Below are 20,371 nucleotides of genomic sequence, written 5' to 3'. Positions count from 1 at the left end.
GCAGTCAGACGGAAATTCAGGAAAGGTACGATGTTACAATGAGTCAGATTTATCTGGAAATGAATCATGTTAAAAAAACATTTGGAGAGCTGGAGGTCTTAAAGGATATTTCCCTTTCCGTCCATAAGGGAGAAGTCGTATCGGTTATCGGTCCGTCCGGCTCCGGCAAATCGACACTGCTGCGCTGTGCGACCATGCTGGAAAAAATGGATGGCGGCGATCTTTCTTTTCTCGGAGAAAAGGCTGCGTGGGAAGAAAACGGAAAATGTGTCTATGCAAATAAGAAGCAATTAAAGGAAATCCGGAAAAATTTCGGCCTAGTGTTCCAGAATTTCAATCTGTTTCCGCATTATACTGTCATGAAAAATATTATCGACGCGCCGGTTTGTGTGGATGATGTTTCCAAGGAAGAAGCAAAAGAGCGTGCATGGAAGCTGTTAAAACAGCTGGGGCTGTCGGATAAGGCAGATGCCTATCCCTATCAGCTTTCCGGTGGACAGCAGCAGAGAGTATCGATTGCCAGAGCGCTTGCTCTGCAGCCAAAGGTTTTATTTTTTGACGAGCCGACCTCAGCGCTTGACCCGGAGCTGACCGGAGAAGTGCTGCGCGTCATCCGGCAGCTGGCAGACGAGCACATGACTATGGTGATCGTTACACACGAGATGCAGTTTGCCAAAGAGCTTTCGGATCGCGTGATCTTCATGGAAAAAGGTCTGGTCTGCCAGGAGGGTACGCCGGAGGAAGTGTTTGGAAACCCGAATGCCCGTGTGAAGGAGTTCATCGGTCGTGTCATGCAGGTCTGAAGGACACACCTCCCTTGACAGCTATTCTGATTCCTTGCTATACTTAAGTCTACGATAAAGAGGGAAAGGATCAGGAAAATAGGGAGACTAAGGGGGTGGTGTCCATGTTTCGACTATTGATTGTTGACGATGAGTATTATGTGCGTGTCGGTATCAAAAGCGCAATAGACTGGTCTGAAATCGGTGTGGAGGTCGTAGGAGAGGCCGCAGATGGAGAAGAGGCATTGGAAATGGCCCTTTCTTCCAGACCGGATATTATCCTGACAGACGTCCGCATGCCGTTTATGGACGGACTTACGTTGATGGAGCGGCTTAGGTCGAAAATGCCGGAATGTGGTTTTATTGTATTGAGTGGTCATAACGAATTTGAATATGCTCGTCAGGCGATCCGACAGGGAGCCTTTGCGTATCTTCTGAAACCGATAGATCGACAGGAACTAAAAGATACCGTGTTTGCTGCTATGAAGAAAATGCAGGACAACAGGAGCGCAAGGGAATACTATGAGGTATTGTCTGGCGAGTATTTTGAACTGCAGCAGCGTTTTCTTCAGAGCCTGCTGAAGATATCGTGATCGAGGATATGTATCGCCAGGCAAGAGGGCTGAAAGGATAAACGAGAGGAAGAGGGCAGATACCGGAGCGGGGTCTGCTCTTTTACAAAAGGGGAAGAAAGAGGATAAAAATGATGGAAAACAAAAGAGGAAAAAAGATTATCTGCATTGATATTGGAGGCACGGCGATAAAATCCGGGATCATGGATGAAAACATGAATTTTTTAAGGACGGATGTGATGGATACGCCCAGAGGCGGAGCAGGAATCATGGATGCGGTATTGGAACGGATTTCAGAGTATTTGAGCACAGCTGCGAATCCGGAGGCAGTGTGCGTCTCCAGCGCGGGGATTATTGATTCTGACAGAGGGGTCGTTGCTGAAGCAAATGAAAATCTGATTCCCGGATATACGGGGATGAATATCTCTGAAAAAGTACGGGAACGGTTTGAGATTCCGTGCTATGTGGAAAATGATGTAAACTGCGCGGCCATGGCGGAGGCTTATCAGGGAGTCGGCAGAGGACATTCCTCTATGCTGATGCTGACGGTCGGAACGGGGATAGGCGGAGCTTTTTTGGAACGGGGAAAATTATTAAAGGGGCATACCTACAGTGCGTGCGAGGTGGGATACATGCATATGGACGGAAGCTCTTTTGAAGAACTGGCGGCAACATCTGTCCTGGTAAAGAGGACGGCAAAACGCCTGTCGAAAAGCTGTCTTGAGATTTCCGGGAAATGGATTTTTGAACAGGCTCAAAGCGGCAATAAGGTATGTATTGAGGAAATTGACAGAATGTGCGATATTCTGGCGAAAGGGATCGCCAATCTGTGCTATGTGCTCAATCCGGAAATCGTAGTGATCGGCGGGGGAATTTCTGCACAGGAGAATTATTTGCGGCCAAGGATTGAAAAGGGATTAGACCGCTATCTGATTCCGGAGGTTCGGAGAAAAACAAAGCTTGGGTTTGCAAAGTTTGGTAACCATGCGGGGATGCTGGGAGCATGCTGTGCGGCGGGAATTTTGGAAAAATATAGAATGAAAGATCAATGAGAATGTAAGAGGTATGTTTGGATGGGCAGTGTAAAGCATTTGATGATGGAAGAATATGAGAATATGACTTCTGTAGAACAGTCGATTGCAGATTTCTTTATTAAAAATGAAGAATACATGGACTTTTCAGCGAGAAATATCAGCAGAATTCTTTACATTTCTAATGCGACATTATCGCGCTTTGCCAAGAAATGCGGATATAAAGGATATCGGGAACTTGTTTTCGATTATGAAAAAGAGCTTCAGGAGCAGATAAATGAGGACAGTATCAGCGAACTTGCTAAAAAAGTAAAATGTACATATGGCGGCCTTCTGGAAGAAGTATTTCAGCAGTTGGATGAAGAAAAGATATGCCAAGCGGCAGAAATGGTAAGCAGCTATAAGCGTGTTCTTGTCTGTGGTCTGGGGAGTTCGGGCTATGCGGCTTCTGAAATGGCATTTCGTATGATGCGTCTGGGGCTTCAGATTCAGTCTGTGACGGATTCGCAGGTTATTCAGATGGCGGCAGCGGTGGCAGATGAAGACTGCCTGATGATCGCGATTTCATTAAGCGGCAATACACAGACGATTACGGAGGCAATCCGTATAGCAAAAAGCAGAGGAGCGGGAGTCGTACTGATTACGGCAAACAGAGAGGCTGAAATTGATTGTGATGTTGTATTATATACGGCAACTTCCAGAAATCTGGATCAGGGAATCGCAATTTCGCCCCAATTTCCTATTCTGGTACTGACGGATATTTTTTATGGATACTATTTTAAAAACGATACTAAAATAAAAAGGCAAAGATACCATATGACATTGGAAACCCTGAATAAAAAGAAATCCTGAAAATGGATTGGATAATTTTAACGATTTCTGAATATATTTTCACATTTTTTGTAGAAACAGCTTCTTTTGAGATAGTATTTCCCAAAGGAGGCTGTTTTGTTGCACAAATAATAGGACGTTGTTATAATGCAAACATCAACAAATACCTAAAGGAGGAACAGGGATATGAAAAAGAAAGTAATAGGAGTGCTTCTGGCTACGGCAATGGCATTTGGCTTGGCTGCATGTGGAAACAGTGCCGGGGGAGAAGCTGTAAAGCAGGAAACAGAAAAGGCAGAAGAAGCTAAAGCAGGGACAAAAGAAGAAAAATCAGGAGAGGTAACGACTGTAACACTTTGGTCATTTAAAGCAGAAGATAATGACCCTACGGCATCTTCTTCCAGATTGAAAAAGCTGATAGACGATTTCAATGCATCTCATGAAGATATCCAGGTGGAAGTCAGCTTTGGAAAAACGTATGATAATGTGGTGACCGCAATCGCATCTCAGGATACGCCGGATCTTTTTGATATGTACTGGCAGTATGCGTCGCCCTTGGCAGCAAGAGGAGCATTATATGATCTGACAGAATTCGTGGAAAATGATGCGGAATTTGAAAAAGCAGATTTTTTGGAAAGAGTATGGGATTTGTGTACTGTAGACGGAAAGATATATTCTATTCCCAATCTGGCATCTTCTTCTTTTGCAGTTTATAACAAAAATGTTTTAAAAGAAGCCGGGTGGGAGAACTTCCCGACAACCTTTGAGGACATGATTCAGTGTGCAAAGGATTGTTATGATCTGGAAAGTACAAGTATGGGAATGAATCCTTTGTCCCCTTGGCTGGATAACGTCCTTTGGCCTTCAATGACAGAAGCGAGCTGGAATGATGCGGATGGAAATCCTGTGTTTGACAGTGAGGCGATGCGTCTGGCATATTCTGCACAGAAGGAGCTTATCGATTATCAGGGCGGATATGCGGTAGCAACCGGTTGGGAAAGTGATTTTGGACCGGCAAGAGGCAGTGTGACAGATCCGATACTGACGGGTGAAGCTGGATTTCTTCTTCTTCCGGACAGCGCGATTTCGTCAATTTATAATGCAGGTGTAGAAGCAGGATATGCATATGGCGAGGATTGGGGCATTGCACGCGTTCCCGGAAAATCCATGTTTACTGCAGCAGTATATGAAATGAATGCAAAGACCAAAAATCCGGAAGCTTCATGGGAAGTAATGTCTTATCTGAATTCAAAGGAAGCGATGACATATCTTGCGGAGGGAGAAAAGGGAGTTGGCGCATTGATGCCTCGAAAGAGTGCGTTGGATGCCCTGTTGGAAAAAGAAGGGGTTTGCGATGCACTGAAGGAAGTTGCGGTATTGCTGAAAGAAGCGGATCTTCAGTCATTTCCAATGAGTGGCTATGTGAATGAGTATCTTGGCGCAATCGGAAATAACATGACTGCTTATATGGAAGGAACGATGGATATGGATACGGCAGTGTCCAATATTCAGGAAGAGGTTCAGGCAGCTGCAGACGCATTTAATGGCAAGTAAAACATCCTGGGAATAAGATATTGGGGTAATGGACGGGGTGGTGTGAGACCACCCCGTCTGTTTTAGGAAGGAACCTTCAAATAAACTAATTGAGGAAGGAAGGAATATGAATGAAAAAAGTGGTCGGGAGAAAAGAAAAGTTCGGATCTTCCAGTAAAAGGGAGGCACGTTTTTTTTGGAAGGGAATATTGTTTGCATCTCCATGGCTGATCGGTTTTGTGTGTTTTATTTTATTGCCTGTATGTTTGGCTTTTTATTACAGTTTTACAGACTATAATCTTTTTAACGAGCCTGCGTGGGTAGGACTGAAAAATTATAAAGATGCTTTTAAGGATCAGTATGTTTGGAAGGGTCTTAAAAATACGCTGTATATGGTTGTTATTTCACCAATTGTTGGTATGGTAGTGTCACTTTTGCTGGCACTGCTTTTGAATCAGAAAAATATTCCCGGTCTTCCGTTTTTTAGGACAGTATTTTATTTACCGTCTCTTGTTCCTGTGGTGGCAAGCGTCATGCTGTTGACCTGGTTATTGAACGGACATTATGGATTGGTAAATCAGATTCTGGGTCTGATCGGAATTGAGGGGCCTGCATGGTTAAATGACCCCAAATATACAAAGATTTCTTTGATGATCATGGATGCCTGGAGATGTGGGGGAACAATGATCATTTATCTTGCAGCGCTTCGTTCGGTTCCGGCATCCTTGTATGAAGCGGCAGAACTGGACGGTGCAAATGGTATTAAAAAGTTTTTTCATATTACAGTTCCCTGTATTTCTCCAACAATTGAATTTAATGTTATTATGTCCATGATTGGTGCATTCCAGTATTTTACGCAGGGTATGCTTCTGGTATCAGTTGGAGGAAACCAGATCAACGGGGGACCTGGAAATTCATTGCTGTTTTATAATTTGTATTTATATCAAAATGCATTTTCCTACTTTAAGATGGGGTATGCCTGTGCTTTGGCAGTGCTGCTGTTTCTGATTGTAATGGTTACGACAGCTTTGACAAGAAAACTCAGTGACAGAATCGTTAATTACGATGTAGAGTAGGAGGGATGAAATGAAAGCTGTTTATAAAAAGATACGTGAAATGATGATTTATAAAGGAGTAAGAGGCAGAGCTGCTCACATATTTGGTGTGATCATGTTGGTTTTTCTGGGGCTTGTATTTGCAATGCCTCTTTACTGGATGATTTCAACAGCACTTAAGTACGAGACTTATTGTTTCACAACGCCGCCGCAGTGGTTTCCAAATCCGATTAAATGGAGTAACTTTACGGAAATCTTTGGGAGAATGGATATGGCAAGGTATATAAAAAATACATTGATCACATCGATTCTTCCTGTGATCGGGACATTGATTTCCTGTCCGATGGTTGCTTATTCGATTACAAAGATCCCGTGGAAAGGAGGGAAGTATCTGTTTCCGATCATTTTGATGACGATGATGATCCCATCGATGGTAACGCAGATTCCAATGTATGCGACATGGTCAAAGCTGGGAATGCTGAATACATTCATTCCCCTGGTATTGCCCAGTTTTTTTGGAAGCACTTATTATATTTATTTGTTTCGGCAGTTTATGAAGTCGTTGCCGACCAGCGTAATAGAAGCCGCCCGTATTGATGGGGCAGGAGATTTCAGGATACTGTACAGTATTGTATATCCGATGTGTTCCTCTATTTTAACAACGGTAGCAGTCATGGTATTTATTGCCTGCTGGAATGATTATGTAGGGCCGCTGATGTATCTGCAGGACAGTAAATTGTATACATTGGGCATTGGATTGCAGATGTTTAAAAATGCAGCGCAGCCGGAATGGACGCTTCTGATGGCAGCAAGTACAGTGTTTACAGTGCCTTTGATTGTAATTTTTTTCTTTTGTCAGAATGCTTTCCTGAACGGAATACAGACAACATCAGGTATTAAATAGGAAAGCGGTAAAAGGTATGAATTCCACTAGAAAGAAAATGTGAGGAATAGAGATGGAAAGGTCAATAGAGTCGGTATTTCATAAGTTGATTGTGTCATGTCAGGCATTGCCGGAAGAGCCGCTTCATTCTTCTTTTATAATGGGAAGGATGGCAGTTGCGGCAAAAGAAGGAGGAGCCGGAGGCATCAGAGCCAATTCGGTAGAGGACATCAGAGAAATCAAAAAAAATGTTGATTTACCGATTATTGGAATTATAAAAAGAGATTATCCGGGCTGTTCGGTACGGATCACGCCGACAATCCGAGAGGTGGATGAACTGATGCAGGTAAAACCGGATGTGATTGCGGTAGATGCTACATGCCGAAGGCGTCCGGATGGCAGAAAACTTGAAGAATTTTATGCTGAAATCAGAGAAAAATACCCGCAGCAGCTTTTGATGGCAGATTGTTCTACGATGCAGGAAATGCTTTATGCAGATAAATTAGGATTTGATTTTATTGGAACAACGCTGGTTGGATATACGGAAGAAAGTAAGGGCTGTCAGATAGAAAAGAATGATTTTGAACTGATACGGGAATTGATTAAAAGAGTTAAACATCCTGTGATCGGAGAGGGAAATATTAATACTCCGCAGAAATTGAAACGGGTTATGGAAATAGGCGTATATAGCGTTGTTATAGGATCTGCGATTACCAGACCGCAATTGATCACAAAAAAATTTACGGATGCTTTAAAAGAATAAATAGTTAAGTTATAAAGCAGGAGAGGATAGCGGTATATGAAGACATTGATCGTATCGGATTCAAAATGTGATTTTGTGGATGTGTTAGAAAGCTGCGGCGCAGAAACAGAATGTATTGAATTTCAAAAAGTATTGACTGTTAATTTGGAGGACTACGATTCGTTTTGTATTTTGCCGGAAGAAAGCGGCGCTTATCTGGAAGCAAGATTTCGGGAAAAGCTGGAGAAAGAAGCGGGAAAAGGGAAAAAAATTTTTCTGCAGGCAATTCGGGGATTTCAGGATATTTTATGTGGAGAACCAACAGACAGTACTAAAAGCAGGATGATTTATCTTGAGCCCTCTGAAGAAAAAATCCCGGGATTTTGTACTGGAGATCTTTTGGATGATGAAGCAAACCGGATGTGTGTGCCGGAATTTCATGCGGAAGAAATTGAACCTGTTTTTATCTATCAGGAACACATTATAGCGCATACGCATACAAAGATGTCAGAAGAGGAAATCCTTAAAAATGGAAAGCCGGGGGTATGGAAAGTCGGAAAAAATATTTTATGGGCAGGATTTATATTGCGCAGTTTTAATGAAGCAAGATTTTCGCCAAGTGTGAAATGGAAAGCTTTTATTCAATATCTTGCACAATGGATCACGGGGAAAGAACCTGATTTTTATCCGGCGTCAATCGTACATTATGGGACAATGGAAAATTTAGAGGATTCTGAAAAATTTGAACATTGCAGAAAAGAAGCGATTGAAAAAGGAGTGCGCTGGTTAGAGCGATTTCTGGTCGATGAAGGAAACGGCGGAATCAAGGAAGGGATTGCGCATAATATTGATTCAGATGGAAAATATACGGTATTGGATGGGGTCAGAACAGACTGCACGGGAGAGAGCGCAGGGGCATTTAAAATGTATGCATATTTAAGCGGGGAAAAAGAATATGCAGCATTGGCCGGTAAGATGGAAAAAATTGTTTACGGTCCTATGTTTATCAGAGGCGGGCGGCTCGATGGTATGGTGCGATGGTGCACCAACTCATGGAATGTATGTTATCAGGATGATGTGGCGAGAGCGTTGCTGCCTGGATTGTATGATGCTTTGTATATGGGAAATTGTTCTCATGTGGAAGATATCTGTCGCGCAATGGATTTTTTAATCCGCACGACTGCAAAAGATGGATTGCGGATCTTCAGAACGGATAACTACGATCTGACAGAAATGGAAATGGATAGGCTGAGACAAGAGGAACACGGACTTCCTTCTGCTCACTATAATGCCTATTATCATGCGGCACTTTTGCTGGCAGGAAGGGCGAGCGGAAAGAGACAATATACAGAAGTGGCGCAAAAAGGGCTGGAGCGCATGATGGAGCTTTATCCGGAAACGGCCAGAGAACAAAGCGAGACGGAAGAAATGTGCAGACTGATCTTGCCGCTTGCAGTTTTGTATCAATCCACGGGGGAGGAAAAGCACAGGCAAATGCTATATCGCGTTGCGGAGGATTTGCAGAAGGTGCGACATCCCTTTGGAGGATATCGAGAGTGGGATACCGGATATCGGGCTGCTTTTTCAAGAGAATCCAGAGAAGAATGTTCTGTATTGACGGAGAATGGAGATCCGGTGGCCGATTTGTTATATTCCAGCAACTGGCTTCCGATGGGATTTGCCTTTGCATATGAAGCAACCGGTGACAGATGGTTTCATGAACTATGGAAGGATTCAGTGATTTTTTGCTTAAAAACGCAGATGTTCAGTGACAGGACACATTTGGATGGAGCCTGGTGCAGAGCATTTGACATGGATCTGAAAGAGGCATATGCGGCGCCGCACGATGTGGGATGGGCAGCTTATGCCTGTGAAACAGGTTGGACTGTTTCGGAAATTTTAATGGGAATGATGATGCCGGATATTTTGAAAAAAAGGAAATAGGATACTCATAAAAACGGTCACTTTTCATAAAAGGAAAAGTGACCGTTTTTTGGATGAGGGAATTATTCTTCTTTCAAAAGAATCTGCTGCAGCCTTGGCCAGAGAAGATGAGTGGTGATTGTTGAGATAATTCCCGGAATACCCAGGAAAAAGAAAAGCAGGCCAAGCCAGAGATTGGATGACAGAATCAATATAAAACCCAGTTGAAGCAATGCAGGAATGATACATCTGAAGCCACAGGAGGGAATCAGAAGAACAGCATTTTTTAAGACAGCTTTGACGGGAAGCCGGAATAAAGCAACCTGAAGTAAGAGCATGGTGGTGTAGCAGCTGACTAAAAATAAAATTAGCACTATCAGTAAGTAATAGAGCAATGTGGAAGTGGATTTTTGCCTGTTTCCGCCTATTATATATATTCCGCAGAGAATCCATAAAAAACCGGAAATCAGACCGGGAAGAATGGATGCCTTTAAATTGTGAATAAAAAATGAGACAAAGGCAATGCGCACAGAAGGAGCGATTCTTCTGGTATATTCACAGCAGCGGTGATACAGAGCAGCCATTCCGGCAGCTGCAATCGGTGAAAAAAGCCATGCTCCGGCCAGAAAAATCAATCCTCCGGTATGAAGGGTGAGTTCAGTCAGGAGAAGTAAGGGAAGAACAGTTAGAAAAAATAGCAGGTTATTTAATAGAAGATCTGTCAGATTCGGAAATAAGATTCTGCGCAGGAAAAACAGAATGCCTGTTTGGGGATCTTCTTTGCCCGGAATAATTTCAGGGACAGGTTCGGGATGTTTTTTGGAACGCCGTTTTTGGGCAGCCAGTTCCTGTTCATAATGAAGCTGGCTGTAATTTTGTTTTTTCTTTTTCATGGTGCACTCCGTTTCGTACATATAATGATATATTGCTTTCTTCCTATTATAAAGGAAAAAGAAAATAAGGCAAGTTGATAATATTGATAGAAAGGATGAGAAAACAGAAAAAGAATGTGCAGATGCAGATGGTCTTGTATTTTCAGTGGATATGCTTCTGTATGGAGGTCTGGTTCCATCCAGAATACATTGCGATACAGAAGAAAGTCTGCAAAAACGGTTGACTGTATTGAAAGACATCCGTAAAAGAAATCCTGAAATGGTCATTTATGGATTTCAGGTAGTTATGCGTTGCCCGAATTATTCCAGCAGTGATGAGGAACCTGATTATTATGAAATTTATGGTGCGCAGATTCATAAAGCAGGGGAAGTTTTGCATAAAGACCGCTTGGGAATTTCTCATAAGGTTTTGATGTATCCGGGAGCGGATGAAGTAGGACTGACACTGATATCCAGAATCCTGAATCATCTTTATGAAAAGAAGCCCAAAATATATGTAAAGTATGCCAGCGAGAAATCGAAATATATGCCATGGAAGCGTATGTTTGAGGTCGGATTTCGGGCAGGGATAAATCGACGCAATTTCCCGGATGGTTCCCGGTGTTTTAAAAAATGAGGATTCCGGCGTGACAGAAAGCTTTCAGGAGAATCTGCTGGAATATCCCCAGTACACCCGACCGGAGGTCTGGGAGAGCAAAAAGGTTCCGGATATGAGGCAGCAAAAGTATTAGGATACAGCCGCGTTCAGACGTTTTTCCGGATTATTTTGCCGCAGGTCATCAAGCGGGTGCTTCCGGCAGTAACCAACGAAATGATCACGCTGGTAAAGGATACATCCCTGGCCTTTGTGCTGACAGTAACGGAGATGTTTACGATTGCAAAGCAGATTGCAGCGGCACAGGCTTCTGTAATGCCACTGATGGCAGCAGGAGTATTTTATTACATTTTTAATCTGGTCGTTGCAGTTGTTATGGAGCATGTGGAAAAGAAGTTAAATTATTACCGCGGATAATGCAGGACGCCAGAGAGATAGTTAGAGGAGCGAAGCTTTATTTCTGCAGTCAGACGGAAATTCAGGAAAGGTACGAAGTTACAATGAATCAGATTTATCTGGAAATGAATCATATAAAAAAAACATTTGGGGAGCTGGAGGTCTTAAAGGATATTTCTCTTTCCGTCCATAAGGGAGAAGTCGTATCGGTGATCGGTCCGTCCGGCTCCGGCAAATCGACACTGTTGCGTTGTGTGACCATGCTGGAAAAAATGGATGGCGGCGAGCTTTCTTTTCTCGGAGAAAAGGCTGCGTGGGAAGAAAACGGAAAATGTGTCTATGCAAATAAGAAGCAATTAAAGGAAATCCGGAAAAATTTCGGCCTGGTGTTCCAGAATTTCAACCTGTTTCCGCATTATACAGTGATGAAAAATATCATCGATGCACCAGTCTGCGTAGATGGTGTTTCCAAAGAAGAAGCAAAAGAACGCGCATGGAAGCTGTTAAAACAGCTGGGGCTGTCGGATAAGGCAGATGCCTATCCCTATCAGCTTTCCGGTGGACAGCAGCAGAGAGTATCGATTGCCAGAGCGCTTGCCCTGCAGCCAAAGGTTTTATTTTTTGACGAGCCGACCTCGGCGCTTGACCCGGAGCTGACCGGAGAGGTGCTGCGTGTCATCCGGCAGCTGGCAGACGAGCACATGACCATGGTGATCGTTACACACGAGATGCAGTTTGCCAAAGAGCTTTCGGATCGCGTGATTTTCATGGAAAAAGGTCTGGTCTGCCAGGAGGGTACGCCGGAGGAAGTGTTTGGAAACCCGAATGCCCGTGTGAAGGAGTTCATCGGTCGTGTCATGCAGGTCTGAAAATTTTTGCGTGTGTCAAGATTTTTTACTTGACACACCTTTTTTTTTCGGGTATGATAGCACAGGTGAGGACGCAATATGGAAAAAATCGTAGAACAGGGTATGCTGTATGACTTTTACGGCGAACTGCTGACCGAGCATCAGCGAAAGATCTATGAGGATGTGGTATTAAACGACATGTCCCTGAGTGAGATCGCAGAGGAACAGGGGATCAGCAGACAGGGCGTACACGATCTTGTCCGCAGATGCGACCGGACGCTTCAGAGCTATGAAGAGCGGCTGCACCTGATTGCGAGATTTCAGAAAGTCAAGCACACCGTAGAGAAGATCGAACAGATCAGCACGGAGACGCAGGTCAGAGAACTGGCGGGACAGATTTTAGAAGAACTGTAACGGATCGCGGGAGAGGATTTGAATGGCATTTGAGAGCTTAACCGATAAACTGCAGGATGTGTTTAAGGATCTGCGCAGCAAAGGCAGACTGACAGAGGCGGACGTCAAAGTTGCGCTCAAGGAAGTCAAGATGGCACTGCTGGAAGCGGATGTAAACTTCAAGGTTGTCAAGCAGTTCGTCAAGTCTGTGGAAGAACGGGCGATCGGTCAGGACGTCATGAACGGATTAAATCCCGGTCAGATGGTCATCAAGATCGTAAACGAAGAGATGACTTCCCTGATGGGTTCCGAGACACAGGAATTACAGTTCCAGCCCGGCAAAGCGACAACCGTGATTATGATGTGCGGTCTGCAGGGTGCAGGTAAGACGACAACGACTGCGAAGCTGGCAGGCAAGTTTAAATTAAAAGGCAAAAAGCCACTGCTTGTAGCCTGTGACATTTACCGTCCGGCAGCGATTGAACAGTTGCAGATCAACGGCGAGAAACAGCAGGTGGAAGTCTTTTCCATGGGCACGAGCCACAGCCCGGTTGACATCGCAAAAGCGGCGATGGAGCATGCAGAGAAAAACGGCAATAATGTCGTGATTCTGGATACTGCGGGTCGCCTGCATATCGATGAGGGCATGATGGAGGAGCTGCAGAAGATCAAGCAGGCAGTGACGGTCCATCAGACACTTCTGGTAGTGGATGCCATGACCGGTCAGGATGCGGTCAATGTGGCGAAGGAATTTGATGAAAAAGTAGGAATCGACGGCGTGATCCTGTCCAAGATGGACGGTGACACAAGAGGCGGTGCGGCGCTTTCCATTAAAGCCGTTACCGGCAAGCCGATTTTATATGTTGGTATGGGAGAGAAGCTTTCCGATCTGGAACAGTTTTATCCCGACCGTATGGCGAGCCGAATTCTGGGAATGGGCGATGTGCTCACCCTGATTGAAAAAGCTTCGGCGAACCTCGATATTGACGCTGGCAAGGAAAAAGAGATGGCGGCGCGCATGAAGAAGGGCAAGTTCGATTTTGAGGACTACCTGGAAAGCATGAAGCAGATGCGCAACATGGGCGGGCTGTCCGGTATCCTGAGCATGATGCCCGGCATGGGTTCGAAGATGGGCGATATCGAATCGATGATCGATGAAAAACAGCTGGCAAGAATGGAAGCGATCGTGCTGAGCATGACGCCCCAGGAACGCCGCAATCCCAAGCTTTTAAATCCCAGCCGCAAGCACCGTATTGCACGAGGCGCAGGGGTGGACATCAGCGTAGTCAATCGATTTATCAAGCAGTTTGAGCAGAGTCAGAAAATGATGAAGCAGTTCCCGGGAATGCTGGGAGGCAAAGGTGCAAGAAAAGGTAAGTTCAGACTTCCTTTCTGATAAATAGTGCAGATCGCACACAAGAAAACATATTTATATTTCATTTGGAGGTAAGAAAAATGGCAGTAAAGATCAGATTAAGAAGAATGGGATACAAGAAGAACCCGATTTACAGAATCATCGTAGCAGATTCCAGATCTCCCAGAGATGGTCGTTTCATCGAAGAGATCGGCACATACGATCCGAATACAGATCCCAGCACTTTCAAGGTAAACGAAGAGCTGGCTAAAAAGTGGCTCAACAATGGCGCTCAGCCCACCGAAATCGTAGGCAAGATCTTCAAGGCAGCAGGAATCGAGAAATAAGACAGCTCTGTAAAGCAGACGGTTACGCAAACGAGCAGTAGCTGTGGGGCTGACTGTAGCAGGCTTATGGAGGTGGATTATGAAAGATTTGGTGGAAGTGATCGCAAAGGCACTTGTGGATCATCCGGATGAAGTGAGCGTCTCCGAAAAGGAAAACGGCAGAAGCCTGACGGTTGAACTTCATGTTGCACCCTCCGATATGGGCAAGGTAATCGGTAAACAGGGCCGTATTGCTAAGGCAATTCGCACTGTGGTAAAGGCTGCGGCGATGGAAGATAATAAAAAAGTGGATGTGGATATCATCTGACATCTGAAATGGACAGCGTCTTGCAAAAGCAAGGCGCTGTTTGTGAAATGAGAGGTTATATGGAAGAAAGACTGCAGGTGGGAGTGATTGCTTCCACACACGGTGTGCACGGGGAGGTCAAGATTTTTCCGACGACAGATGATGTGCGCCGTTTTAAGAAGTTAAAAGAAGTGATTCTGGATACGGGAAAGGAAAACCGGATTCTGGAAATCGAGAGCGTGAAATTTTTCAAGCAATTCGCCATTTTGAAATTCCGTGGAATCGATACGATAGACGAGGCGGAAAAATACCGGAGAAAGAGCCTGTATGTGACACGGGAAAATGCGGTACGCCTACAGAAGGACGAGTATTTTATCGCAGATCTGATCGGCGTGAAGGTATTGGATGAACAGGAGCAGGAGCTTGGAACCTTAGAGGATGTCATTGAAACCGGCGCAAATGATGTTTATCAGATTCGGTTAAAGGATGGCAGACAGCTGCTTTTGCCTGCAATCAAGGAATGTGTGCTGGATGTCGATGTGGAAGCAGGACGGATGAAAATCCATATCCTGGACGGATTGCTGGAGGACTGACGAAAAAATGCAGTTTCATATTTTGACATTGTTTCCGGAAATGGTGGAAAACGGACTGCAGACGAGCATTTTAGGACGGGCGATCCAAAAAGGACTGATCGGAATCCATGCGGTCAATATCCGCGATTACACGCAGGATAAGCACAATAAGGTGGACGATTACCCTTACGGCGGCGGTGCGGGCATGCTGATGCAGGCACAGCCGGTTTACGACGCCTGGAAAGCGGTTGCAAAGCCTGCAGAGGGCAAAAAAACAGTGCGGGTGCTGTTTATGAGCCCACAGGGCAAAACCTTTTCCCAGGAGATGGCAAAGGAGCTTGCACAGGAGGAAGAGCTGATTTTTCTGTGTGGGCATTATGAAGGAATCGACGAGCGCGTGATCGAAGAGATCGTGACAGACCCGGTTTCCATCGGTGATTATGTGCTGACCGGAGGAGAGCTTCCGGCGATGGTGATGATCGACGCGATTTCCCGGATGGTTCCCGGTGTTTTAAAAAATGAGGATTCCGGCGTGACAGAAAGCTTTCAGGAGAATCTGCTGGAATATCCCCAGTACACCCGACCGGAGGTCTGGGAGGGCAAAAAGGTTCCGGATATCCTGCTTTCCGGCGACCATGCAAGGATAGACAAATGGCGCCTGGAAAAGTCTGAGGAGCGGACGAAAGCTCGGCGACCGGATTTATATGAAAAGTACGATTTGCCCGGACGTGCGCTGGAATATTTGTTAAAAGATAAAATGCTTCACATGGACATGATTGAGGATATCCGGAGAGGCAAAGCTGACATCCTGGCAGTCCGGGAGGACGGCGTGCTGACAAAGGACAGGTCAGGCGGTGTGTATCGGATCACTGCCAAAACAAAGGACGCAGGAGAACGGCTGCTGTCTTTGACGGACCCGACCGGTGCGGTCTATGTCTGTCATCAGAAATTTGTGCTGACGAGCATTTTAGAGCGTTTCGGGTTAAAAAATTTCAATGAATGCTATCAGGTGATTTATCCGAAAAAAAAAGCGCCTGACCTTCCGGAGCCGGACGAAGCCGTTGAAATCCGGGAGCTGGACGAAACGTATGCGGCAAACGTAGAGGCACATTATCATCTTTATCATGATGAAGCCTACATCAGAGAACGGATCGCATCGCGTCAGATGATCGGTGCATTTCTGGATGGGGAGCTAGCAGGCTTTGCAGGCGTGCACAACGACGGCGGCATGGGAATGCTGGAAGTGCTGGAGCCCTTCCGGAAAAGAGGAATCGGGAGTCTCCTGGAGGCTGAAATGATCCGGCGGGAGCTTGCGGCAGGTCATGTGCCCTATGCGCATGTATTCGTGGAAAACGAAATTTCCGCTGCACTGCAGAAAAAATCCGGCATGCGCTTTGCACCGGGGAGCGTTTTCTGGGTATCCTAGGCGCGGCGGTAAAACCGGGTGGTATTTTTCTTATTAGGAAGAAAAACCTTGCATATTTGAGAAAGCTATGTTATACTGCAAATGTTGCGAAAAAAGGAGATGGTCCTCTGTTACGGGAATCGTATTAAGAACATCCAGAAATCAGGAGGAAAAGCAATGAACGAAATTATCAGAGAGATCGAAGCTGCTCAGCTGAAAGCTGAAGTACCTGCATTTGAGACAGGCGATACCGTAAGAGTATATGGTAAGATCAAGGAAGGCAACCGTGAGAGAGTTCAGGTATTCGAAGGTGTTGTTTTAAAGAAACAGGGCGGCAGCAACCGTGCAACCTTTACCGTAAGAAAGAGCTCCAACGGCGTCGGCGTTGAAAAGACCTGGCCTTTACATTCTCCCAACGTTGAGAAGGTAGAAGTTGTTCGTAAGGGTAAAGTAAGAAGAGCAAAGCTGAACTACTTAAGAGACAGAGTCGGCAAGAGCGCAAAGGTCAAAGAAGTTGTAAAATAAGAATTGCGAAGAGAGGGGCACCAGTAACGGCAGCCCCTTTTTTGCTTTTTAGGATGTCTGCAGGACGAAACGGCGGCTGCGGAATGGAGATTTGTATGAGAAGAAGACAGCGTGGACTGCAGTTTTACCGGAAGAAAAAAGGGCTCAGCATGCAGGCGGTCAAAGAGGTGTTCAGTTGGATTGTGCTGTCTGTACTGGCAGTTTTTCTGGCGTTTATGGTGATCTGGGCGGTCGGACTGCGCACGAACATGATCGGCGTTTCCATGGAGCCGGGGCTGACGAACGGACAGGGAATTTTGGTTAACCGCTTAAAGTACCGTTTCTTTTCTCCACAGACAGGGGATGTGGTTGTATTTTTGCCAAACGGTAATCAGAATGCCCACTATTATGTGAAGCGTGTTGTAGCGGTTCCGGGGCAGACCGTCCTGATTCAGAACGGCATTTTATATATAGACGGTAAGGCGCAGGAAAATGAAGAGATGGATCTGATCGCGTCAGCCGGTATTGCAGAGAATGAAATCAAGCTGGGCAGGGACGAATATTTCGTGCTCGGCGATAATTGTAATAACAGTGAGGACAGTCGTTCCGCCAATGTCGGTCCGGTGCTGCGCAGCACGATCGTCGGCGAGGCGTGGTTCCATTTCGGAAACGGCACGGATGGCTGGGGGCTGATTCACTGAAAATCACACAGAATATTATAAAGAAAAGGGTAACTGTTCAGTACCCTCACAGTTACAGAAAAGGAAAGAAAACTATGGTATACCAGTGGTATCCCGGACATATGACGAAAGCGCGCCGCGCGATGCAGGAAGATATCAAGCTGATCGACTTGATTATCGAATTGGTGGACGCCAGATGTCCGCAATCGAGCCGCAATCCTGATATCGACGAGATGGGGAAAAACAAGGCACGCCTGATTTTATTGAATAAATCCGATCTGTCCGATCCGGCTGCAAACCGCGCCTGGACGGCATATTTTGAAAGTCTTGGCTTTGCTGTACTGGAAATCAACGCCAGAAGCGGCGCCGGGATGAAAGCGATTCAGGGAAAGGTTCAGGAAGCCTGCCGGGAAAAGATCGAGCGCGACCGCAAACGCGGTATTTTGAACCGTCCGGTGCGTGCGATGGTGGCAGGAATTCCAAACGTAGGAAAATCGACGTTTATCAATAGCTTCGCAGGAAAGGCGTGCGCGAAAACCGGAAACAAGCCCGGCGTAACGAAGGGCAAGCAGTGGATTCGCCTGAACAAGGGTCTGGAGCTTTTGGATACGCCCGGCATCCTGTGGCCGAAATTCGAAGATCAGGCGGTGGGAGAACGCCTCGCACTGATCGGCTCGATGAACGATGAAATCTTAAACCGCGAAGAAATGGCACTTTCCCTGCTTGTGTTTATTGGGGAGAATTACCCGGAGGCGTTGGAAAAGCGGTATCAGCTGACACTGGATACAGCAGGCGCAGATGGCGACGTACAGGCGTCCCTCCATTCGGCCCTCGCCCTTCTGGAAGCAGTCTGCAAGTCCCGCGGTTGTCTGAAAAAGGGCGGCGAGCCGGAATATGAAAAGGGCGCGGCTCTCGTTCTGGATGATTTTCGCAGCGGCAGGCTCGGCCGCATGACGCTGGAATTGCCGAAAAAGGAGGCGTAAGCCATGAGTGGAAAAGCAATCCTGAAAGAAATCGGAAGCACGCTTTTATATATCGTAGTTGTCCTGGGTATCACCTGGCTGGTGATCACATTTGTCGGACAGCGCACGGAGGTCAACGGAAGCTCGATGGAGCCGACACTGAGCAATAACGATAACCTGATCGTAGACAAGATTTCGTATCGTTTCAAGGATCCGCAGCGCTTTGACATTATCGTGTTCCCATTTCAGTACGATGAAAATGTTTACTACATTAAGCGGATTATCGGTCTGCCAGGCGAAACGGTTCAGATCGGCACGGACGGAACGATTTACATTGACGGACAGGTGCTGGAGGAAGGCTACGGCAAGGAAGTGATGCTGTCACCGGGGCGCGCAGGCGAGCCGATTACCCTCGGCGAGGACGAATATTTTGTGCTGGGCGATAATCGAAACAACAGCTCGGACAGCCGGGAGCCGAGCGTCGGAAATATCCACCGGGATCAGATTATCGGAAAAGCGTGGGTCAGAATCTGGCCGTTTCATAAATTTGGAGTGTTAAAACACCAGTAAGGGACATCTGATATGGAAAAAATCGGGGAAATTAAAGCGCGGTTTGCAGAAGCCGGAGAGCGCTTGAAGAAAGCCTCCATGCGGACAGAGGCAGAGTCTGCGGCAGGCCTGTTGGAGAATCTGGAACAAACCTATCGGGAAGACACAAGAAGCGGTGTGCAGGCGCTGATCCGGCGTTCGGAAAAGCAGCGGGAGACGCTGGAAAAGGAAACGGCGCGGATTTATCAGCTGCAGCAGTATGAACGGGACTATGAAAACGAAGGCCTGATCTGCGGCATTGACGAGGTTGGAAGGGGACCGCTGGCGGGACCGGTTGTTGCAGGCGCGGTTATTTTGCCGAAGAACTGCGAAATTTTGTATCTGAACGATTCCAAGCAGCTTTCTGCAGAAAAAAGGGAACAGTTATATGACGTCATTTTGGAGCACGCAGTGACGGTGGGAATCGGGATTGTCAGCCCACAGCGAATCGATGAGATCAACATCCTGCAGGCGACCTACGAAGCGATGCGTCAGGCGATTGAAAAGCTGAATCCTCAGCCTGCAGTTCTGCTAAACGATGCGGTAAGGATTCCGCAGGTGGCAATTCAACAGGTTCCGATCATCAAGGGAGATGCAAAAAGCGTATCCATTGCTGCAGCGAGCATTGTAGCGAAGGTGACGAGGGACCGGATGATGGAGCAGTATGAGGAAGTTTTTCCGGGCTACGGATTTGCACGCAATAAAGGGTATGGATCAAAAGAGCATATCGAGGCACTGCAGACCATGGGACCGACGGCGATTCACCGCAGAAGCTTCATCGGTCATTTTGTGAAAGAAGGTTAAATGAATAAAAGACAGGCGGGCGCTTTCTGGGAGGAAGCAGTGACAGCTTATCTGATGCGCAGCGGAGTAAACATTCTGGAGCGTAATTACAGGTGCAGCAGGGGAGAAATCGATATCATCGGGTTTCACCGGGGCTGCCTTGTTTTTTTTGAAGTAAAATATCGGAACGACGACCGATTTGGGACAGCGTTGGAGGCGGTTGGGAGCGCAAAGCAGGAAAAAATCTGCCGTTGCGCAGACTGGTATCTGTGGAAGCATCCTGTAGAGGGGGATGTACAGATCCGCTTTGACGTGGTGGCGGTCTGCAGAAAAGAGATCCAGTGGATTCAAAACGCATTTGAATACAGGAGGGCAGGGACGTGGAACAGCAGGAGACGAAGATAGCAAAAAAA

At 46.2% G+C, this 20,371-nt stretch carries 24 protein-coding genes and 2 pseudogenes; 25 read left to right on the top strand and 1 reads right to left on the bottom strand.

The genetic code is table 11. The annotated features are described in order from the left end of the window. Positions 1–38: 38 nt before the first annotated feature. The 9 genes from OCV62_RS02025 (at position 39) to OCV62_RS01985 (ending at position 9,373) form a co-directional block, all read left to right on the top strand. A complete protein-coding gene (locus tag OCV62_RS02025; RefSeq protein ID WP_118762304.1) occupies positions 39–803 on the top strand; it encodes an amino acid ABC transporter ATP-binding protein in 765 nt (254 codons plus the stop codon). A 104-nt stretch (positions 804–907) separates the two neighbouring features. Next, positions 908–1,375, top strand: coding sequence for a response regulator (locus OCV62_RS02020; RefSeq protein WP_118497556.1), 468 nt, complete (start codon positions 908–910; stop codon positions 1,373–1,375). 110 nt (positions 1,376–1,485) lie between these two features. Then, positions 1,486–2,406, top strand: a complete 921-nt coding sequence (locus tag OCV62_RS02015) for an ROK family protein (RefSeq protein WP_262584859.1) — start codon at positions 1,486–1,488, stop codon at positions 2,404–2,406. A 21-nt stretch (positions 2,407–2,427) separates the two neighbouring features. Continuing rightward, positions 2,428–3,237, top strand: coding sequence for a MurR/RpiR family transcriptional regulator (locus tag OCV62_RS02010; RefSeq protein ID WP_262584858.1), 810 nt, complete (start codon positions 2,428–2,430; stop codon positions 3,235–3,237). Positions 3,238–3,402: 165 nt separating this feature from the next. Next, positions 3,403–4,770, top strand: a complete 1,368-nt coding sequence (locus OCV62_RS02005) for an ABC transporter substrate-binding protein (protein ID WP_262584857.1) — start codon at positions 3,403–3,405, stop codon at positions 4,768–4,770. Positions 4,771–4,880: 110 nt separating this feature from the next. Then, entirely contained in the window at positions 4,881–5,825 is a 945-nt protein-coding gene (locus OCV62_RS02000) for a carbohydrate ABC transporter permease (protein ID WP_118497559.1), read from the top strand. A gap of 10 nt (positions 5,826–5,835) precedes the next feature. Then, positions 5,836–6,708, top strand: coding sequence for a carbohydrate ABC transporter permease (locus OCV62_RS01995; protein WP_262584856.1), 873 nt, complete (start codon positions 5,836–5,838; stop codon positions 6,706–6,708). Between the two features lie 52 nt (positions 6,709–6,760). Next, positions 6,761–7,450: an N-acetylmannosamine-6-phosphate 2-epimerase gene (locus OCV62_RS01990; protein WP_021914004.1), complete on the top strand. Its 690-nt coding sequence runs from the start codon at positions 6,761–6,763 to the stop codon at positions 7,448–7,450. A 36-nt stretch (positions 7,451–7,486) separates the two neighbouring features. Beyond that, on the top strand, positions 7,487–9,373 hold the full coding sequence (locus OCV62_RS01985) for a hypothetical protein (RefSeq protein ID WP_021914005.1): 1,887 nt from the start codon (positions 7,487–7,489) through the stop codon (positions 9,371–9,373). A 62-nt stretch (positions 9,374–9,435) separates the two neighbouring features. Here the strand turns inward: OCV62_RS01985 and OCV62_RS01980 are convergent, their stop codons facing one another. After that, positions 9,436–10,245: a hypothetical protein gene (locus OCV62_RS01980; protein ID WP_262584855.1), complete on the bottom strand. Its 810-nt coding sequence runs from the start codon at positions 10,243–10,245 to the stop codon at positions 9,436–9,438. Positions 10,246–10,309: 64 nt separating this feature from the next. On the opposite strand from OCV62_RS01980, the gene OCV62_RS01975 reads away from it, so the two are divergent. From OCV62_RS01975 to OCV62_RS01900, 16 genes and pseudogenes are all read left to right on the top strand, one after another. Next, positions 10,310–10,861: a DUF4127 family protein gene (locus OCV62_RS01975; RefSeq protein WP_308727773.1), complete on the top strand. Its 552-nt coding sequence runs from the start codon at positions 10,310–10,312 to the stop codon at positions 10,859–10,861. Continuing rightward, positions 10,818–10,958: pseudogene (locus OCV62_RS18420) on the top strand (tRNA (guanosine(37)-N1)-methyltransferase TrmD); the annotation flags it as partial. The gene OCV62_RS01975 and the pseudogene OCV62_RS18420, both read left to right, overlap by 44 nt. Further along, positions 10,955–11,257 (top strand): annotated as a pseudogene (locus OCV62_RS01965) (ABC transporter permease subunit); the annotation flags it as partial. The pseudogenes OCV62_RS18420 and OCV62_RS01965, both read left to right, overlap by 4 nt. 83 nt (positions 11,258–11,340) lie before the next feature. Then, complete coding sequence (locus tag OCV62_RS01960; protein ID WP_262584854.1) at positions 11,341–12,105, top strand: amino acid ABC transporter ATP-binding protein; 765 nt, start codon at positions 11,341–11,343, stop codon at positions 12,103–12,105. A gap of 78 nt (positions 12,106–12,183) precedes the next feature. After that, positions 12,184–12,498 (top strand): YlxM family DNA-binding protein, encoded by a 315-nt coding sequence (gene ylxM, locus OCV62_RS01955; RefSeq protein WP_021916012.1) that lies wholly within the window; start codon positions 12,184–12,186, stop codon positions 12,496–12,498. A 22-nt stretch (positions 12,499–12,520) separates the two neighbouring features. Further along, entirely contained in the window at positions 12,521–13,873 is a 1,353-nt protein-coding gene (ffh, locus tag OCV62_RS01950) for a signal recognition particle protein (protein ID WP_021916011.1), read from the top strand. A gap of 59 nt (positions 13,874–13,932) precedes the next feature. Further along, on the top strand, positions 13,933–14,178 hold the full coding sequence (rpsP, locus tag OCV62_RS01945) for a 30S ribosomal protein S16 (protein ID WP_117959645.1): 246 nt from the start codon (positions 13,933–13,935) through the stop codon (positions 14,176–14,178). Between the two features lie 79 nt (positions 14,179–14,257). Next, positions 14,258–14,485, top strand: coding sequence for a KH domain-containing protein (locus OCV62_RS01940; RefSeq protein WP_021916010.1), 228 nt, complete (start codon positions 14,258–14,260; stop codon positions 14,483–14,485). Positions 14,486–14,544: 59 nt separating this feature from the next. Then, positions 14,545–15,057, top strand: coding sequence for a ribosome maturation factor RimM (rimM, locus tag OCV62_RS01935; protein WP_117959646.1), 513 nt, complete (start codon positions 14,545–14,547; stop codon positions 15,055–15,057). A gap of 7 nt (positions 15,058–15,064) precedes the next feature. Then, a complete protein-coding gene (gene trmD / locus OCV62_RS01930) occupies positions 15,065–16,462 on the top strand; it encodes a tRNA (guanosine(37)-N1)-methyltransferase TrmD (protein ID WP_262584853.1) in 1,398 nt (465 codons plus the stop codon). A 156-nt stretch (positions 16,463–16,618) separates the two neighbouring features. Further along, complete coding sequence (gene rplS / locus OCV62_RS01925; protein WP_021916007.1) at positions 16,619–16,966, top strand: 50S ribosomal protein L19; 348 nt, start codon at positions 16,619–16,621, stop codon at positions 16,964–16,966. Between the two features lie 83 nt (positions 16,967–17,049). Further along, a complete protein-coding gene (gene lepB / locus OCV62_RS01920) occupies positions 17,050–17,646 on the top strand; it encodes a signal peptidase I (protein ID WP_262584852.1) in 597 nt (198 codons plus the stop codon). A 74-nt stretch (positions 17,647–17,720) separates the two neighbouring features. Continuing rightward, positions 17,721–18,608, top strand: coding sequence for a ribosome biogenesis GTPase YlqF (gene ylqF, locus OCV62_RS01915; RefSeq protein WP_262584851.1), 888 nt, complete (start codon positions 17,721–17,723; stop codon positions 18,606–18,608). Positions 18,609–18,611: 3 nt separating this feature from the next. Then, a complete protein-coding gene (gene lepB, locus OCV62_RS01910; RefSeq protein WP_021916004.1) occupies positions 18,612–19,157 on the top strand; it encodes a signal peptidase I in 546 nt (181 codons plus the stop codon). A gap of 12 nt (positions 19,158–19,169) precedes the next feature. After that, positions 19,170–19,979 carry a ribonuclease HII gene (locus tag OCV62_RS01905; RefSeq protein ID WP_262584849.1) on the top strand — a complete coding sequence of 270 codons (810 nt, stop codon included), beginning with the start codon at positions 19,170–19,172 and terminating at the stop codon, positions 19,977–19,979. Further along, the gene (locus OCV62_RS01900) at positions 19,980–20,363 is read left to right on the top strand and encodes a YraN family protein (RefSeq protein ID WP_262584848.1); all 384 of its coding nucleotides are present in this window, start codon (positions 19,980–19,982) and stop codon (positions 20,361–20,363) included. Positions 20,364–20,371: the final 8 nt, after the last annotated feature.

It is taken from the genome of Gallintestinimicrobium propionicum (assembly GCF_025567525.1).
Taxonomy (GTDB): Bacteria; Bacillota; Clostridia; order Lachnospirales; family Lachnospiraceae; genus Gallintestinimicrobium; species Gallintestinimicrobium propionicum.
The sequence above is the reverse complement of the archived record's forward strand: the minus strand, read 5'-3'. Positions and strand labels throughout refer to the sequence as shown.

Bases quoted from the DNA above. Each gene is read 5' to 3' on its own strand.
- OCV62_RS01990 (WP_021914004.1), top strand. From the start codon at position 6,761: ATGGAAAGGTCAATAGAGTCGGTATTTCATAAGTTGATTGTGTCATGT.
- lepB (WP_262584852.1), top strand. From the start codon at position 17,050: ATGGAGATTTGTATGAGAAGAAGACAGCGTGGACTGCAGTTTTACCGG.
- ylxM (WP_021916012.1), top strand. From the start codon at position 12,184: ATGGAAAAAATCGTAGAACAGGGTATGCTGTATGACTTTTACGGCGAA.
- OCV62_RS01940 (WP_021916010.1), top strand. From the start codon at position 14,258: ATGAAAGATTTGGTGGAAGTGATCGCAAAGGCACTTGTGGATCATCCG.
- lepB (WP_021916004.1), top strand. From the start codon at position 18,612: ATGAGTGGAAAAGCAATCCTGAAAGAAATCGGAAGCACGCTTTTATAT.
- trmD (WP_262584853.1), top strand. From the start codon at position 15,065: ATGCAGTTTCATATTTTGACATTGTTTCCGGAAATGGTGGAAAACGGA.
- OCV62_RS02015 (WP_262584859.1), top strand. From the start codon at position 1,486: ATGATGGAAAACAAAAGAGGAAAAAAGATTATCTGCATTGATATTGGA.
- rplS (WP_021916007.1), top strand. From the start codon at position 16,619: ATGAACGAAATTATCAGAGAGATCGAAGCTGCTCAGCTGAAAGCTGAA.
- OCV62_RS02010 (WP_262584858.1), top strand. From the start codon at position 2,428: ATGGGCAGTGTAAAGCATTTGATGATGGAAGAATATGAGAATATGACT.
- OCV62_RS02005 (WP_262584857.1), top strand. From the start codon at position 3,403: ATGAAAAAGAAAGTAATAGGAGTGCTTCTGGCTACGGCAATGGCATTT.
- OCV62_RS02025 (WP_118762304.1), top strand. From the start codon at position 39: ATGAGTCAGATTTATCTGGAAATGAATCATGTTAAAAAAACATTTGGA.
- OCV62_RS02000 (WP_118497559.1), top strand. From the start codon at position 4,881: ATGAAAAAAGTGGTCGGGAGAAAAGAAAAGTTCGGATCTTCCAGTAAA.
- rimM (WP_117959646.1), top strand. From the start codon at position 14,545: ATGGAAGAAAGACTGCAGGTGGGAGTGATTGCTTCCACACACGGTGTG.
- OCV62_RS01980 (WP_262584855.1), bottom strand. From the start codon at position 10,245: ATGAAAAAGAAAAAACAAAATTACAGCCAGCTTCATTATGAACAGGAA.
- OCV62_RS01960 (WP_262584854.1), top strand. From the start codon at position 11,341: ATGAATCAGATTTATCTGGAAATGAATCATATAAAAAAAACATTTGGG.
- OCV62_RS01985 (WP_021914005.1), top strand. From the start codon at position 7,487: ATGAAGACATTGATCGTATCGGATTCAAAATGTGATTTTGTGGATGTG.
- ylqF (WP_262584851.1), top strand. From the start codon at position 17,721: ATGGTATACCAGTGGTATCCCGGACATATGACGAAAGCGCGCCGCGCG.
- OCV62_RS01905 (WP_262584849.1), top strand. From the start codon at position 19,170: ATGGAAAAAATCGGGGAAATTAAAGCGCGGTTTGCAGAAGCCGGAGAG.
- rpsP (WP_117959645.1), top strand. From the start codon at position 13,933: ATGGCAGTAAAGATCAGATTAAGAAGAATGGGATACAAGAAGAACCCG.
- OCV62_RS02020 (WP_118497556.1), top strand. From the start codon at position 908: ATGTTTCGACTATTGATTGTTGACGATGAGTATTATGTGCGTGTCGGT.
- ffh (WP_021916011.1), top strand. From the start codon at position 12,521: ATGGCATTTGAGAGCTTAACCGATAAACTGCAGGATGTGTTTAAGGAT.
- OCV62_RS01995 (WP_262584856.1), top strand. From the start codon at position 5,836: ATGAAAGCTGTTTATAAAAAGATACGTGAAATGATGATTTATAAAGGA.
- OCV62_RS01900 (WP_262584848.1), top strand. From the start codon at position 19,980: ATGAATAAAAGACAGGCGGGCGCTTTCTGGGAGGAAGCAGTGACAGCT.